Below are 16,041 nucleotides of genomic sequence, written 5' to 3' on the forward strand. Positions count from 1 at the left end.
GTATGGTACAATTACGGTTGAAAGTTTTTCAGGGAGGTTAGATGATGAGTCAAAAGCGTGACGATCAAACGTCGAAAAAACAGGAGTCCCATCCATGGGATTCCACATTTGCCGATGATCGCGACGATCAGGGAAACCTGTCACGAACGAAAATGCGGCGACAAAATCATAGCAATACCATGGTTACGATCATTCTGGTGGCCATTATCATTGTGATTGCGGCAGCCTCGTTGGTCTACGGCCTAGCCCGTCAAAGTGCGGTCAACCGGCCTCAAAATACCGAGAAGGTCGCGGCTAGTTCGTCTAGTTCGTCCTCCAAGAAGGCCAAGAGCTCCCATAAATCATCAAGCAAGGCGTCATCGAAGAAGCAAGCTGCTTCAACAAGCCACAAAAAATCAACGACATCTACCACGACTGCTAGTTCGGCTAAGACGACTAGCAGTTCTTCGGCTACCACTAGTCACAGTGGTTCTGCTGCTACCAGCAGTAGTGCAACCAGTAGTAGCACCAGTTCAAGCAGTACTGCCGGTGAAAAGTACGCGACTGTCGAATCCGGCCAAGGGGTCTACCGGGTCGCGACGAATGCCGGGATTTCGGTTAATAAGTTGCTTGAATTAAATGGCCTGTCTTCAGGTGCTGCATTGCACCCTGGTCAAAAGTTACGTGTAAAGTAGGATTTAATTTCAATTTATAGGGAGTTTGGTTTGATGGATAAACAAGGATTACAGGTTGCCATTGATGGTCCAGCCTCGGCTGGGAAGAGTACGGTGGCAAAAATTGTTGCGCAGCGTTTTCACTACATATACTGTGATACGGGTGCCATGTACCGCGCAATTACGTGGAAAGTCTTACAAGCGGGCGTGGCGTTAGACGATGAGGCTGCGGTGAAGGGCCTTCTGGATCAGATCACAATTCGTTTTGAACCCGGGACTCCCGTTCAAAAGGTCTTCGTTGACGATACCGAGGTCACCTTGGCAATTCGCCAACCGGACGTGACGAACGCTGTATCACAGATTTCAGCCCAAGCAGCTGTTCGAGCTGAATTGACGGAACGCCAACGACAGATTGCCGACGCCGGCGGAATCGTTATGGATGGTCGCGATATTGGCTCAACTGTGTTGCCACGTGCCGAGGTTAAGATCTTCTTAGTTGCAAGTGTTGAAGAGCGGGCTGAACGTCGGTTGAAGGATAACGCCGCCAAGGGAATCGATACACCACTTGAGACGTTGAAGATTGAGATTGAAGAACGAGATCGAAAAGACTCGACCCGAAAGATCTCACCACTGACTCAGGCAGAAGACGCAATTCGGCTTGATACGACGTCCATGTCCATCCAAGAAGTGGCTGATCGCATCGCTGAAATCATCCAAGAAAAAGAATCCCTATAGAAATGGGCTTTTTACTAGCTTTTAACAGCATAATCAGCTAAAATGGTATTTAGAGTTGTCGCAAGGAGGAAAAATTCGCATGAGTGAAAATGGCACGAGTCAAAACAATGAAAATAACGAATTATTAGATGCTTTAAACAGCATCGATAACGTTAAAGTCGGTGACGTCGTTAAGGGTGAAGTCTTAACGATCGATGACGACCAACAAGCAATCGTCGGTATTGCTGATACTGGTATTGAAGGGGTTGTTCCAAAGAAGGAACTTTCCACGAAGCCAGTTGATGATATTAATTCTGTAATTAAAGTCGGGGACGTTATGGACCTCGTCGTAATTTCTCGTATTGGTACTGACAAGGAAGGCGGCAGTTACTTACTGTCACAACGTCGTTTGGAAGCCCGCAAGGTTTGGGACGACATCCAAAAGGAATTCGAAGCAGGTCACACGTTGACTGCACCCGTTACCCAAGTGGTTAAGGGTGGGTTAGTCGTTGATGCCGGTGTGCGTGGATTCGTTCCTGCATCTATGGTATCAGATCACTTCGTTGAAGACTTATCTCAATTCAAGGGCCAAACCCTGGAATTCAAGATTGTCGAAATCGAACCTAGCGAAAACCGTCTGATTCTTTCTCACCGTGCATTGGTTGAAAAGGAACGCGCAGCACAAAAGGCTGAAATCATGGCTAAGTTGACTGCTGGTGATGTTGTCGAAGGTAAGGTTGCACGTTTGACCAACTTTGGTGCCTTCGTCGACCTTGGTGGTGTTGATGGTTTAGTTCACGTTTCAGAAATCGCTTTTGAACGGGTTGAAAAGCCTAGTGATGTCTTAAAGGTGGGCCAAGAAGTTAAGGTTAAGGTCTTATCTGTTGATACTGACCGCGACCGGATCTCCCTTTCTATCAAGCAAACCTTACCAGAACCTTGGGATGGTATTGAAGAAAAGGCACCACAAGGTAGCGTCTTAGACGGAACTGTTAAGCGTTTGACTAGCTTTGGGGCCTTCGTTGAAGTGTTCCCTGGCGTTGAAGGTTTAGTTCACATTTCCCAAATCTCTCACCAACACATCGCAACGCCTGCTGACGTTTTGAAGGTTGGTCAAGAAATCAAGGTTAAGGTCTTGGATGTACGTCCAGATGACCACCGTTTGGCATTGTCTATCAAGGCCTTGGAAGAAAAGCCACAATCTGGTGACGAAGCTTCCGAAAGCCACAGTAGCAATACGAACAACAACCGGAGCCGGAACAACAACGGTGGTAACAACAACCGTCGTCGTAACAACCGGAACTCTGCTGAAACTTCAACGGCTAACGCCCCAGAAGAAAGCACTGGTTTCTCTTTAGGTGACCTCATTGGGGACAGCCTGAAGAAGGACATGGAAGACAACGAAAACAAGTAATACGTTTGGTTGAAGAAGGGTTTGGCGCGGAACTTTGTTGGTTCGCTCCAAACCCTTTTCATGTCATCATGGAGTTTCAGTCGTCCACCTAACGGGTCTAAAAATGACGGTTCAGTTGGGCATGCGGTGGTCGTCAGTTTTGACAGTTAACCGATTATCGTGTAGACTATGACTCTTGTGGGCAATGGCATCCGCCAAGAGTGGGTGTTCGTTGCCCCATGAGCTGTTATTGTCATTAGGTGACGGGTTAGGTTGGTGTTAGCCGTGAAGGCGTCAGTAATAGCCAAGTTGCCCGTACTAAAAATTAAATTGATTTGAAAAAGGAGGGATTTGTCGTGGCTTATCCCGTAGTCGCAATCGTGGGTCGTCCTAATGTTGGTAAATCGACCCTGTTCAACCGGATCGCCGGTGAACGAATCTCAATCGTTGAAGATACCCCAGGGGTTACGCGTGATCGAATCTATACGCGTGCCGAGTGGCTGGGAACTGAATTTCGAATGATCGATACTGGGGGGATTGACCTCAGTGACGAACCATTCATCACACAGATTACGCAACAGGCGGAAATCGCCATCGAAGAAGCCGACGTCATCGTCTTTATTACGAGTGCGCCTGAAGGAGTTACCGATGCCGATGAAAACGTGGCTAAAATCCTGTACCGGGCGAACAAGCCGGTTCTCTTAGCGGTCAACAAGGCTGATAACCCCGAAGTACGGGAGTCTATTTATGACTTTTATTCTTTGGGATTGGGCGATCCATACCCCGTTTCTGGGGCCCATGGGTTGGGCTTGGGTGACTTGCTGGATGCTGTCGTTAAGGAATTCCCTGACGATACCGGTGCACCTAAGGACGATACTATTCGCTTTAGTCTGATCGGCCGGCCCAACGTCGGGAAGTCCTCTTTGGTCAACGCTATTTTGGGCGAAGACCGAGTTATCGTCTCTGACGTGGCCGGGACCACTCGTGATGCCATTGATACGAAGTTTACCGCTGACGATACCGAATTCACCATGGTCGATACGGCCGGGATTCGTAAGCGTGGTAAGGTCTACGAAAACACTGAAAAATACAGTGTGATGCGGGCTATGCGGGCCATTGACAATTCCGACGTCGTCCTGATGGTGATGAATGCCGAAGAAGGAATTCGGGAGCAAGATAAGCGGGTTGCCGGTTACGCCCATGAGGCTGGCCGGGGGATCATTATCTTGGTCAACAAGTGGGATACTCTGAAGAAGGATAACCACACGTTGACGGACTTTGAAAACCTGATTCGTATCGAGTTCCAATATTTGAGCTACGCGCCAATCATCTTCGTTTCGGCGAAGACGGGACAACGGCTCGAACAGTTGCCTGAAATGATCAAACGGGTCTCTGAGAACCACAACAAGCGGGTACAATCCGCTACCTTGAACGACGTCATCATGGACGCAATTGCCCTGAATCCAACGCCATCCGATAATGGGAAGCGGCTGCGTGTTTACTACGCGACCCAAGTGGCTGTTGCACCGCCAACTTTTGTGGTCTTCGTTAACGATCCAAAGATGATGCATTTCTCTTACGAACGTTTCTTGGAGAACCAAATCCGGGAACATTTCGATTTTGAGGGCACGCCGATCCATCTGATCGAACGGGCACGAAAATAGTAAAAAAAGCGCTTTCGACTTACTCTAAGGCTGTTTTTGGTCCATTTTTCGTCGAAAATCATAAATCTTACGGGATAATTGCTAAAAAATGGCGTTATCCCTTGTCATATAAGGCTTCCTGTGCTATCTTTGATTAAGAAATGATGCGGTTGACCGTATTTGTTTCATCATTTTTGGACCACTCAAAAATGACTACTAGATGGCATTCATCTAATCTTCATTGCAGGAGGTGAATTCAAACATGGCAAACAAAGCACAATTGGTTAGCGACGTTGCAACTGCAACTGGTTTAACTAAAAAGGACGCAACTGCTGCAGTTGATGCAGTATTCGATTCTGTCCAAGCAACGTTAGCAAAAGGCGAAAAGGTTCAATTGATCGGCTTTGGTAACTTTGAAGTACGTGAACGTGCAGCTCGTAAGGGCCGTAACCCACAAACTGGACAAGAAATCCAAATCCCAGCAAGCAAAGTACCTGCATTCAAGCCAGGTAAAGCTTTAAAGGATGCTGTTAAGTAATTACAATTAATTATTTAACGGGTAAAGGGCCAGGTCGGCAATTGTCGGACTGGTTTTTTATTATCCAAAATTTGTGATGGCCGAGTGTTTATGGTTTCCATGTTTGAGGGGATTGCGTATAATAAAATGCGTTGTCAATTTTAGTGAATTTAACAAAATGAAACCGTGTTGCGCCCACGTCAAATCCAGGCGTAGCGGCGCAGCATCTAACAGTGAATTAAATGGAGGCGGGTTATGAGTTACGCACAAACGGCACTCGATCAATTGGAAAAAGGACAGCTCGAAGACTTCAAGAAGCAGTATGCTTTGTCACTGCGTCACGATGACGATGATACCCTGTTTAGCCTGGGCGAGGAGCTCTACTCCCTAGGGTTCTTGAATCAGTCACGACGGATCTACGAGAAGCTTTTGAAGAAATATCCTGATGAAGATGAATTGCGTACGAATCTGGCCGACATTGCTATCGATGAAGACAAAAATGACGAGGCCCTGGACTACCTGAATCAAGTTAGTCCGGATTCACCGGCCTACGTGGAAGCCTTGATGGTAGCGGCTGATCTTTACCAGACGCAAGAGCTCTTCGAGGTCAGTGAACAGAAATTATTGACGGCCAAGAAATTGGCCCCTGACGAGCCCGTCATCACCTTTGCCCTGGCCGAACTCTACAATACCATGCGCGAGTTTAGAAAGGCTATACCGCTGTATTTGGACCTGATTACGGCTGGTACGACTGAGTTCTCCAAGGTTAATCTGGTGGAACGGCTCGGCGTGGCCTATGCCAATGCTGGGCGTTTTGAGCAGGCCATTGGCTACCTCAAGCAGATTCATACCGGTGATATGACGCCAGATGTGAAATTCGAGACGGCCTTTACCTACCTGCAACTCAAGGAGCGAACTGAGGCCATCACTCTCTTTAATGAGTTGAAGGACAGCGATGAACACTACACCTCGCTTTACCCATACTTGGGCCAAGCGTTGGAGCAGGAGAACCGCCTACCAGAGGCGCTGACTGCCTTACAAGAGGGTCTGGGCGTTGATCAGTATAATGAGAAGCTCTGGCTTCAGGCGGCCCACGTGGCCACAAAATTGGACGATGAGGCCATGGCTGAGAAGTATCTGAAGAAGGGCCACGAGCTCGACAGTGATGATCTTGCTGCAGTGATTCAATTGAGTAATCTCTACGTCAAACAAGAACGGTGGGACGAGAACGAAGCCTTAGCCAAGCCATATGTAAAGGCTGAAGATGCCGATCCGCAGTTATACTGGAACTTAGCGGTCACGGCTAACCATCAAGAAGACTTCGCCGGAGCGCGGAAATACTACGACGCGGCAGCACCGTTCTTCATGGATCAGCCAGACTTCCTGAAGCCGGCCATCTACTTTTACCGTGAAGAAGGAGCCAGCGACCAGGTCATCAAGTTGCTTCAGGCTTATTTGAAGGTTGTACCAGACGATGGTGAGATGGCAGTGATGCTGGAAGGCTATCAAGATATCTAAGAATGCGTTTAAGAAAGAATGGTTCCGGTGGATCATTCTTTTTTACTTGATCGAGCACACAATAATTACTTTAACTTGCAACCTATCAAAAAAGCAACCGCAAAACCCGCGGTTGCCAACCCAGCTCTAAGGCTTGAACTTGCTGAGAAAGTTCTTCTTCGGTCGGGCAAATGAAAAACCTTCACCCAAAGCCTCATTTACGTTGATGACGGATACAAAGGCTTTCGAATCGTGCCGTGCAATGATTTGACGTAACCGGTGAAGTTCACTAGGCGCAACCACGACGTAGATCATTTGGCGTGGCTTGTGTGAGTATCCACCTTCACCACTGACTAGGCTCACACCACGTTGCAGTTCATCCATGATACTGTCCGTGATTTCCTGGTACTGATCAGAAACAATAATGATTCCGCGAGCGGCATAGGCTCCTTCCTGCGTGAAATTCACGAGCCGGGCGAATACGTAGGAATAAATCAAGGTGTAGGCCATGTGTTGGATGTCGATGTAGACCAATGAAATTAAGAGGATCACGACGTCCAGCCACAGCAATGTTTGGCCCATGGGGACCCCGTAGAAGCGCTCCATGATTCGCGCAACAATGTCGGTTCCACCCGTGGTCCCGCCATACCGGTAGAGAAGACCAGAGCCCAATCCACCAGTTAGCCCAGCTGCCAGGGACGCAAGCAAGAGGTCGTGGTGGAGGTCGATTGCGAACGGCACGCGTTGCCAGATCCACAGAAATAGGGCCAGCATGGCCGTACCATAAATGGTATAAATCAGGGATTGCCGTCCTAAGAATCGGTACCCAATCAACAATAACGGCGCGTTAATCAAAATTGTTGAATAGGCCGGGTCCAAGTGAAACAGCGCGCGAAAAATCAGCGTGATCCCGGAGATCCCACCGTCCGCCAAATTGTTGGCGATGTTGAAGAACACCAGGCTAAAAGCCATGGTGGCACACCCAATCCCAATCATCAATAGGTCAATCAGCCGGATAGATTCGTCCTTAACTTGTGTCATGACGTTCTCTCCTAACCAAAATTAAATTTTTACTTTTCTATCATAGCACAGCGAAAGCGTTAACAGGCGAGAAACTCGCAAGGGAGTAGTGACTTTGAATTCAATTCTCTCTTGGAATCTGTTAGACTGGCATATAGAGCACACTGCCTGACTGACCATAGTTAATGAGGCGTCATCTAGTTTTCGGTCAGGCTAAGTGCGTAGAACGATCGGCTATTTCAGCCGGCGAAAGGTGAATTAAACATGAAGTTGGAACAATTACCAGAAGAATTTGAACATGCGCGGCCAGTCTTACAGACCATTGAGCAGGCTGGTTATGAAGCCTACTTCGTCGGCGGCAGCGTGCGGGACACCATCCTGGGTAAGGCCATTCACGACGTCGATATCGCCACCAGTGCCTATCCCGATGAGATCAAGCGCCTCTTCAAGCGGACGGTTGACACCGGGATCGAACACGGCACCGTGATGATCCTGGATCACGGCACCGGCTACGAAACGACGACGTTTCGCTCAGAATCGACCTACACCGACTTTCGCCGACCCGATCAAGTGACCTTTGTTCGGTCGCTGGCTGAAGACCTCAAACGCCGCGACTTCACAATCAACGCACTAGCCATGCGAGAGAATGGGGAAGTCATCGACCTGTTTGATGGCCTGATGGACCTGCAGAATAAGCAGATTCGTGCCGTGGGTGATGCCCAGGAGCGATTCCACGAAGATGCCCTGCGGATGATGCGGGCTGTCCGGTTCGCTAGTCAATTGGACTTTACAATCGTTCCGGATACCTTAGCCGCGATCACGGCTCACGCCCAACTCCTAACGAAAATTGCCGTTGAACGTACCCAAGTGGAACTGCTGAAGTTGCTCCAAGGGAAGACGCCCCAACGCGGTCTGACCGATCTCATGGCCACAGGACTGTGGCAGTATTGCCCAGACTTTGCGTCTCACGAGACAGCCTTAAAGGAACTGACAACGCAACTCGTCCACGGTGTCTCATCAGAAACAGCTGCTTGGTCGTTGCTGGTCACTAAATTTGGGCTAGGTACCACGGCTATAACACCTTTCATGAAACATTGGAAGACGGCCAACCAAACGAGTAATGCCGTTCAAACGACTAGCAAGACAGCTACCATACTCCTGCAAGGTGAGCTGAACGATTGGCAACTCTATCAGTGTGGCGCTGAGCTGATGACGATAGCCAACGAGGTTGCCGTTATTTTAGGGGCTCCAGATCGTTTGGCAGCCCTGACAGCGCAATTGCGGGCGCTACCGATTCAACATAAAAAGGAATTGGCCGTTACTGGGAAGGATCTCATGCAAGCCGGTATTCAACCGGGACCACAACTGGGGGCCATTCTGGGCGACTTAGAATACGGGGTCGTTACTGGGACCGTGGCGAATACCCACGACGCCCTAGTGGCTCAAGCAACTGCTTAAGAATCTTAATTAAGAGAGTGAAGAGACTATGCAAACCTTACGCGCAGAAAATTTACACCGAACTTACGGTGAAAAGATCCTATTTGATAATTTGAATTTTATTATTAACGAACACGATCGAATCGGTCTGATTGGGGTCAACGGGAGCGGCAAGACCTCATTGCTGGATACCTTAGCCGGTATCAGTAATGAGCAATCCGGCGAACTCGCAACACCCAAGGACTATTCCATCGGCTACCTGACACAGCAACCCGATCTCGATGAAAACCTGACAGTGATGGATGCCGTGTTCTCTGGTGATCAGCCTGTCTTCGCCACGATTCGACGCTATGAAGCGGCGCTGGCAGCTTATGGGGCCCATCCTGAAGATGCCAAGGCCCAGCAACGTTATTTAGATGCTGAAGCGCAGATGAACGAAGAAGAAGCCTGGACCGCCGAGAGTGACGTGAAGACAATTCTAACCCAATTGAAGATTACCGACCTCTCGCAGTCCATTAAGACCATGTCCGGTGGGCAGATCAAGCGGGTCGGTCTAGCACAGGTGCTGATTCAATCGCCTGATCTACTCTTATTGGACGAACCAACCAACCATTTGGATTTCGATTCCATTGCCTGGTTACAACAGTATTTAACCAGCTATAAAGGGGCCTTGCTGGTCGTTACCCATGATCGGTACTTCTTGGATCAAATTGCCAACCAAATTTGGGAACTCGACTTCGGAAAGCTTTACCAGTATCCGGGCAACTACCAAGCCTACGTACAGGAAAAGGCGGAACGTGTCAGCCAGGAGGCCGATGCTGACCAAAAGCAACAACAGCTGTACAAAAAGGAACTGGCTTGGATGAAAGCGGGTGCTAAGGCGCGTTCGACTAAGCAACAGGCCCGAATCAATCGGTTCAACGACATTGCCAGCAACGTTGGCACTCGTCAGGTTCAAAACAACGTGGCCATCTCGTTGGGACAGCAACGCCTAGGCAAGAAGGTCATCGAACTCAAGGATGCCAACTTGTCTCTGGGGGGGCACACGATTCTCAAAGACTTTAGCGACCTGATTCAGGGTGGCGAACGCATTGGGATTAGTGGAGAGAATGGTGCCGGTAAATCCAGTCTGTTAAATGTGATTGCACAACGATTGCCTTTGGATTCTGGCATCGTGACCATTGGTGAAACGGTCAAAATGGCTTATTACACGCAACAAATCGAACCAATTCCTGAGGATAAACGGATGATTAGTTATCTGTCTGAAGTTGGTCAGAATGTGACCGATAAAGCTGGGGATTCAGTCAGCGTTGCTGAATTACTGGAACAATTTCTCTTTCCACGGTTCATGCACGGCACCTTGATTCGTAAGCTTTCCGGTGGTGAGAAGCGACGGCTATATTTACTGAAGTTGTTGATGGAACAGCCTAATGTACTGCTCTTAGACGAACCAACGAACGATCTGGATATCAGTACGTTGACCGTTCTGGAAGACTATATTTCCCAATTTGCCGGGACTGTGATTACGGTTTCTCATGACCGGTACTTCCTGGATAAAGTAGCCGATCGGTTGTTGATCTTTGAGGGCAATGGACAAATTGATCGGTACTCTGGACAATTCAGTACCTATTTGGATGACGCTCAGAAGGCCAGCAAAGCGAAAACCAAGCCAGCAAAGGAAAAAGCCAAACCCACTGACGATACACCGGCCGCACCTAAGAAAAAAGTGAAACTGACCTACGCCGAACAGAAGGAGTGGGAAGGGATTGAGGCGGTGATCGACGGCCTTGAGAGTCAGAAAGCGGAAGTCCAAACGGCTATGAATGCCAATGGTGCGAACTACGACAAGCTAGCCGATCTACAAGCCCAACTCGATGATCTCGATAAACAACTCGATGAGAAGATGGAACGTTGGGAATATCTTAGCGCGTACGCGGAATAGGAGACGACCAGAATGCTAGAAGATGCTTATTTAGACTTAGCCAAGAAGGTTTTAAACGAGGGCCATCGCAAGTCAGACCGTACGGGAACTGGGACATTGAGCTTGTTTGGTTATCAAATGCGGTTCAATTTACAAGAGGGATTTCCATTGTTAACCACGAAAAAGGTTCCCTTTGGTTTGATTAAATCAGAATTACTGTGGTTCCTGAAGGGTGATACGAACATTCGGTTTCTTCTACAACACCACAATCACATCTGGGACGAATGGGCCTTCCAGCGGTTCATCGAAAGTTCCGACTACCATGGCCCCGATATGACTGATTTCGGCCGCCGTTCACTGGTCGATGCCGACTTTAATCAGCAATACCAGGCGGAGAAGACCGCCTTTGACGACCGAATCCTGAACGATCAAGCCTTTGGCGACCACTACGGTGATCTAGGTCTAGTCTACGGTAGTCAGTGGCGCGCCTGGCAAGGGAAAAATGGTGAAACGATCGATCAAATTGCAAACGTTATCGACACGCTGCGAACCCATCCTGATTCCCGGCGCATGATCGTCTCGGCGTGGAATCCGGCTGATGTGCCATCCATGGCATTACCACCGTGCCACACCTTGTTCCAGTTCTATGTGAACGATGGCAAGCTGAGTTGTCAGCTCTATCAACGTAGCGGGGATATTTTCCTGGGTGTACCGTTTAACATTGCGAGTTATGCCTTGTTGACCTCCCTGATTGCTAAGGAAGTGGGCCTGGAAGTGGGCGACTTTGTCCATACCTTGGGCGACGCGCATATCTATAGCAATCATATCGAACAGATCACAACCCAATTGGCTCGGACACCTAAGGCAGCGCCACAACTGTGGTTGAATCCAGATAAGTCGAGTATCTTTGATTACGAAATGGCGGACATTAAAGTCACAGGCTACGACCCGGCACCGGCCATCAAAGCGCCGGTCGCCGTCTAGCCAGATTGGAGGCACAGCCATGTTAATCTTTCTCTGGGCGGAAGGGCATAACGGTGTGATTGGCCAAAATGGGCAATTGCCGTGGCACCTTCCAGCTGACATGCACTTCTTCAAGACGGTCACGACGGGCAACACGATTGTGGCAGGGTCACGGACGTACAGCTCCTTCGGCCGACCGTTACCGAACCGACAAAATATTGTGGTGACGCATCAACCGGCCAGCAACTTTCCCGATACGGTCATCGTGTTGGATTCGTTGGACGCCGTGCGTACCTACGCGATGGCGCATCCTGACGATAAGATTTTTGTTGTCGGTGGGGCCCAGTTATTCGTGGGCTTACAAGACGACGTGGACTTCCTGTATCGAACGGTGATTGATGCTAACTTTACCGGCGACACCTGGATGCCGGTGATTGACTATGAAAAGTTCCAGTTGATTGCGACACAGCCGGGTGTTCGTAATGATAAGAACCCTTACGACTACCACTTTGAACAGTATCAACGGCGGTAAAAAATGTAAACGAAAAGACGTTGTGCCAGTGCCCCTCAATTGTAATTGAAGGGCGTGGACAACGTCTTTTATAGTTGTTAGCAAAAGGTTGAAAGATGAAATGTTAGCATAACCCGCTGCACAGTAGGAATAGTGCCCTGAATGGTAGTTACATCGTCTAAACCAGCCGGCTAACCGTTCGCCAAATTTAGGCGTAGAACAGAATCGAGAAGTACATCAAGCCTGTACCCAGCATGACGAAGAGGTGCCAGATGACGTGGCCGAACGGAACCCCTTTGAAGCTATAAATGACGGCGCCCAGCGTGAAGGCAACGCCACCGAAGAAGAGCAGTGTAAAACCAACCGGACCAAGGCCGCGGAACAGTGGAACGATACCCATCAGGCACATCCAGCCCATGACCACGTAGATGACGGTCGAGAGTGTCTGTAGTTTTCCCAGCCAGATGGCTTTGTAGACGACACCTGCCACGGCCATGGCCCAGATGATACCGAACATCCACCAGCCGAGTTTACCGCCAACAACTAACAAACTAAATGGCGTATAGGTTCCGGCAATCAACAGATAAATGGCACAATGATCAAATATTTGAAAGACGTGACTTGCGCGGGTAAAGTACAACCCATGGAACAGCGTTGAGGCCAGGTAGAACAAGACCAGGATGATACCGTAGACCAGGAACGTGGTCATCCTGAGACTGCCGCCTTCGCTGTGTGCTTGTAGAATCAGAATGACCAGTCCGGCAATGCTTAATGCCGCACCGATGCCGTGGGTCACCGCATTGAGGACTTCATTGACAATTTGATACGTGCGACTCCGTTCTTTTTCCAAACAAATTCCTCCTTCGTTGACTGTTATCAGAAAATTCTGATAATCAGGTGGCGAGTTAGTAGAATTACTGAAAAAAATTAACAATTCTGCTATACTATTACCGTATGTTCCATTACGCATATTGTAGCATAAACCAAAATCTCTGGTCAGAAAGAGTGGGATACCCATGGCTAAAATTAAAATTGTTGCGGATTCTTCTGCTGGTCTAACGGACCAGCAAATCCAGGATTACAATATTACCATTATCCCGTTGACGGTCATGATCGATGACACCATTTACGTTGAACGGGAATCAATCACCAACCAAGAGTTTATTGAAAAGATGAAGACGTCCAAGACGTTGCCGAAGACGAGCCAGCCACCATTGGGCAAGTTCGTGGAAACCTTTGACAAGTTGGGCGAAGATGGCAGCTCCGTCATCTGTTTCAACATGTTAGCGGCTATCAGTGGGACGGTGCACACCGCCGAACAGGCTGCACAGTTGTCTAAGACTGATGTCACGGTTGTTGACACACAGTACACCGACCAAGCGATGGCTTTCCAAGTGGTTGAAGCCGCTAAATTAGCTGCTGAAGGTGCCGAAAAACAGGCTATTTTAGACCGTGCCGTGGCCGTTCGCGACCACACCAAGCTATTCATGGGCGTGGTCACTCTGGAAAATATTTTAAAGGGTGGTCGTCTCAGTCGGGCCGCCGGTATGTTGACGTCCCTGTTGAACATCAAGATCGTCTTGCAGGTGACTGGCGGTGAACTGAAGATTCGGGCCAAGGGTCGCGGTATGAAGACCATCGACCGGTACTTTGACAAAGTTTATGAACAGATCAAGCAGACACCGGATATCGTCTCTATTGGGATCTCTCACGTGGAAGCCTTCGAGTCAATCGATAAGATTCAGGGCCACTTGCACGAGATCTTACCCGATAAGGACGTGCTTGTGCGGGAAACGGTTCCCATCATTGCCACCCATGGCGGCCCAGGCGCCTTCGCATTGATGTACTACACTGATCCAACTAAATAAGTGTTAACCGAGAAAAGGGGTGGCACGGCCACCGCTTTTTCTTTATCCCGAGGGGGGATTTCTTATGAAAAATGCAAAAGGACTCAGTAAGATTGTGGGGGTCGCCCTACTGATCGTCCTCGTTATCCTGGCCGTCTTAACATACTGGCACCCAGGCGCGCGGACGACGCTCAACGGACCGCATCCCAACGCCGTTAATCGGCGAAAAGTTGTCCGGGTTGTGGCACTCGGCGATTCACTGACGCAAGGGGTCGGCGATACTACCGATAACAAAGGCTACTCCGGTCGATTGAAGACCATGATTCATAAGAAAGATAAGGTCAAGGTCGTCATGCACAACTATGGCAAGTCCGGCGACCGTAGCGATCAGATTGAGAAGCGCTTGGTCGATAGTAAACCGATGCAACGACAGGTCGAAAAATCACAGGCCATTGTGATGACGGTCGGCGGCAACGACCTGCTCCAGACGCTGACAAAAAATGTTACAATCAATCAGCAGTCGAAACTCAACACGCAACTGGATAGCGCACAAGTTACGTATCAGAATAAGCTCAAACGTCTACTGAATACGGTGCGTAAGTACAATCCAACGGCGCCAATCTTCCTGTATACCATTTACAATCCGGTCTACGTGTACTTTGCCAACATTGACCAGGTCACGAACGCCGTTGATGACTGGAACGCAACGACGACTAAGACGGCTAAATCCTACAAGAACCTGTACATGGTTGACATTAGCCGGCCACTGTCAGTAGGTCAATTCAAGTCTGCCACGCAACAAGCCAAGCTGAAACGTAAGTCGCAAGACATCAATAACGGAAAGATCTCAACGAAGACTTTCCAAGAAACGATTCTGGCAAGTAACGCGAGCGATGAGTTGAATGATTACCTGTCACCAGCGGATCATTTCCACCCAAATGCCAAGGGGTACCGACTGATGACACGCTACGTTTTCAAAGAAATGCAGGCCCACGAGCAATGGCTGCTCAAGTAGCGTGACCCCATACCGACAGCAAACGTGCCTAGTTTGAAACGAGGAGGAATTATCTATTATGCAGCGTCATTCAGCACCAAAAGTTAAAACCCAACGAAATTGGTGGAAGTGGGGCTTCCTGGCCCTGGTCGCCGTGTTGGTCATTGCGATGATTACGGTGGGGGTCAAAGCCCTGGGGACGACTAAGGTCGCTTCAACAGCCACCCCTGCCACGAAGACCACCAACATTGACGTTACCCTGAATAAGAAACAGGTCAATGCGCTCGCCGATTACTATGTTAACAAATCTCTAAAGGGCCAAGACATTAAGTATAGCTTTCAGGTGACCGACCACGCTATCCTGACGGGATCAACGAAGGTGCTGGGCGCCAACGTTAATTTTGTTTTACTCCTCAAGCCGACCGTGTTATCCTCAGGAGACGTGCAGTTGAAGGCCGAGAAGCTCTCGATTGGGTCACTGCCCGTACCGGTGAGCTTCGTCATGAGTTACATTGCGAAGAACTATCCACTGCCTAAGTGGGTCGCGATGAACAGTGGCGAGAAGACCGCCACACTTCACCTCACGGCCATCGGTAACGGGAAGAAACTCTCGTATGCCGCTAAAAAGATCGATATGTCTGGTGCCGGAAAGTTCGTCTTCCAAGCGCGGATTCCAGACTAACTAAGGAGGCACTTCATGCCCAAGACGTTTTACCAATATTTAATGACCCAACGTAATCCAGAAAGCTACGACCCCGTCGCAACTTTTGCCAATAATGCCTTTCTCGACAGCTCGTTTCCCAAACAGGATACGGAATTTGATTCCTTATCCAAGTATCTTGAGGAAAACGCGCCATACCTGCCATCGATGACGATCTTTGACGACGCCTGGCAAATGTATTTGGCGGCATTGGCTTAATCTAATATCAGC

16 protein-coding genes are annotated in these 16,041 nt (G+C 49.0%); 14 read left to right on the forward strand and 2 right to left on the reverse strand.

The genetic code is table 11. The annotated features are described in order from the left end of the window. Positions 1-44: 44 nt before the first annotated feature. The 6 genes from ACKTSF_RS02500 (at position 45) to ACKTSF_RS02525 (ending at position 6,438) form a co-directional block, all read left to right on the forward strand. A complete protein-coding gene (locus ACKTSF_RS02500; RefSeq protein ID WP_407886323.1) occupies positions 45-674 on the forward strand; it encodes a LysM peptidoglycan-binding domain-containing protein in 630 nt (209 codons plus the stop codon). A 33-nt stretch (positions 675-707) separates the two neighbouring features. After that, positions 708-1,388 (forward strand): (d)CMP kinase, encoded by a 681-nt coding sequence (gene cmk / locus ACKTSF_RS02505; RefSeq protein ID WP_407886325.1) that lies wholly within the window; start codon positions 708-710, stop codon positions 1,386-1,388. Between the two features lie 79 nt (positions 1,389-1,467). Continuing rightward, entirely contained in the window at positions 1,468-2,781 is a 1,314-nt protein-coding gene (rpsA, locus tag ACKTSF_RS02510; RefSeq protein WP_407886327.1) for a 30S ribosomal protein S1, read from the forward strand. Between the two features lie 335 nt (positions 2,782-3,116). Beyond that, positions 3,117-4,424: a ribosome biogenesis GTPase Der gene (der, locus tag ACKTSF_RS02515; protein WP_407886329.1), complete on the forward strand. Its 1,308-nt coding sequence runs from the start codon at positions 3,117-3,119 to the stop codon at positions 4,422-4,424. Between the two features lie 241 nt (positions 4,425-4,665). Further along, entirely contained in the window at positions 4,666-4,941 is a 276-nt protein-coding gene (locus ACKTSF_RS02520) for an HU family DNA-binding protein (protein ID WP_011667553.1), read from the forward strand. A gap of 234 nt (positions 4,942-5,175) precedes the next feature. Next, a complete protein-coding gene (locus ACKTSF_RS02525) occupies positions 5,176-6,438 on the forward strand; it encodes a tetratricopeptide repeat protein (protein ID WP_407886332.1) in 1,263 nt (420 codons plus the stop codon). Between the two features lie 126 nt (positions 6,439-6,564). Here the strand turns inward: ACKTSF_RS02525 and ACKTSF_RS02530 are convergent, their stop codons facing one another. Next, positions 6,565-7,458, reverse strand: a complete 894-nt coding sequence (locus ACKTSF_RS02530) for a YitT family protein (RefSeq protein WP_407886334.1) — start codon at positions 7,456-7,458, stop codon at positions 6,565-6,567. A gap of 243 nt (positions 7,459-7,701) precedes the next feature. Here ACKTSF_RS02530 and ACKTSF_RS02535 point away from each other — a divergent pair, with 243 nt between their 5' ends. The 4 genes from ACKTSF_RS02535 to ACKTSF_RS02550 are packed head-to-tail and all read left to right on the forward strand — an operon-like array spanning position 7,702 to position 12,290. After that, positions 7,702-8,895 carry a CCA tRNA nucleotidyltransferase gene (locus ACKTSF_RS02535; protein ID WP_407886336.1) on the forward strand — a complete coding sequence of 398 codons (1,194 nt, stop codon included), beginning with the start codon at positions 7,702-7,704 and terminating at the stop codon, positions 8,893-8,895. 28 nt (positions 8,896-8,923) lie between these two features. Continuing rightward, complete coding sequence (locus tag ACKTSF_RS02540) at positions 8,924-10,816, forward strand: ABC-F family ATP-binding cassette domain-containing protein (RefSeq protein ID WP_407886338.1); 1,893 nt, start codon at positions 8,924-8,926, stop codon at positions 10,814-10,816. Positions 10,817-10,828: 12 nt separating this feature from the next. Further along, on the forward strand, positions 10,829-11,779 hold the full coding sequence (locus tag ACKTSF_RS02545) for a thymidylate synthase (RefSeq protein ID WP_407886340.1): 951 nt from the start codon (positions 10,829-10,831) through the stop codon (positions 11,777-11,779). 19 nt (positions 11,780-11,798) lie between these two features. After that, the gene (locus ACKTSF_RS02550) at positions 11,799-12,290 is read left to right on the forward strand and encodes a dihydrofolate reductase (RefSeq protein ID WP_407886342.1); all 492 of its coding nucleotides are present in this window, start codon (positions 11,799-11,801) and stop codon (positions 12,288-12,290) included. A gap of 187 nt (positions 12,291-12,477) precedes the next feature. On the opposite strand, the gene trhA is transcribed toward ACKTSF_RS02550, so the two are convergent. Next, complete coding sequence (gene trhA / locus ACKTSF_RS02555; RefSeq protein WP_407886344.1) at positions 12,478-13,119, reverse strand: PAQR family membrane homeostasis protein TrhA; 642 nt, start codon at positions 13,117-13,119, stop codon at positions 12,478-12,480. Positions 13,120-13,285: 166 nt separating this feature from the next. Between trhA and ACKTSF_RS02560 the strand changes: the two genes are divergently transcribed. The 4 genes from ACKTSF_RS02560 to ACKTSF_RS02575 all read left to right on the forward strand — a co-directional run bounded on the left by ACKTSF_RS02560 (position 13,286) and on the right by ACKTSF_RS02575 (position 16,029). Then, entirely contained in the window at positions 13,286-14,137 is an 852-nt protein-coding gene (locus tag ACKTSF_RS02560; RefSeq protein ID WP_407886346.1) for a DegV family protein, read from the forward strand. A gap of 64 nt (positions 14,138-14,201) precedes the next feature. Next, the gene (locus ACKTSF_RS02565) at positions 14,202-15,131 is read left to right on the forward strand and encodes a GDSL-type esterase/lipase family protein (protein ID WP_407886348.1); all 930 of its coding nucleotides are present in this window, start codon (positions 14,202-14,204) and stop codon (positions 15,129-15,131) included. Positions 15,132-15,189: 58 nt separating this feature from the next. Further along, complete coding sequence (locus ACKTSF_RS02570) at positions 15,190-15,792, forward strand: YpmS family protein (RefSeq protein WP_407886350.1); 603 nt, start codon at positions 15,190-15,192, stop codon at positions 15,790-15,792. A 15-nt stretch (positions 15,793-15,807) separates the two neighbouring features. Beyond that, on the forward strand, positions 15,808-16,029 hold the full coding sequence (locus tag ACKTSF_RS02575) for a YozE family protein (protein WP_125700778.1): 222 nt from the start codon (positions 15,808-15,810) through the stop codon (positions 16,027-16,029). Positions 16,030-16,041 lie beyond the last annotated feature (12 nt).

It is taken from the genome of Levilactobacillus muriae, assembly GCF_045862015.1.
GTDB lineage: Bacteria > Bacillota > Bacilli > Lactobacillales > Lactobacillaceae > Levilactobacillus > Levilactobacillus muriae.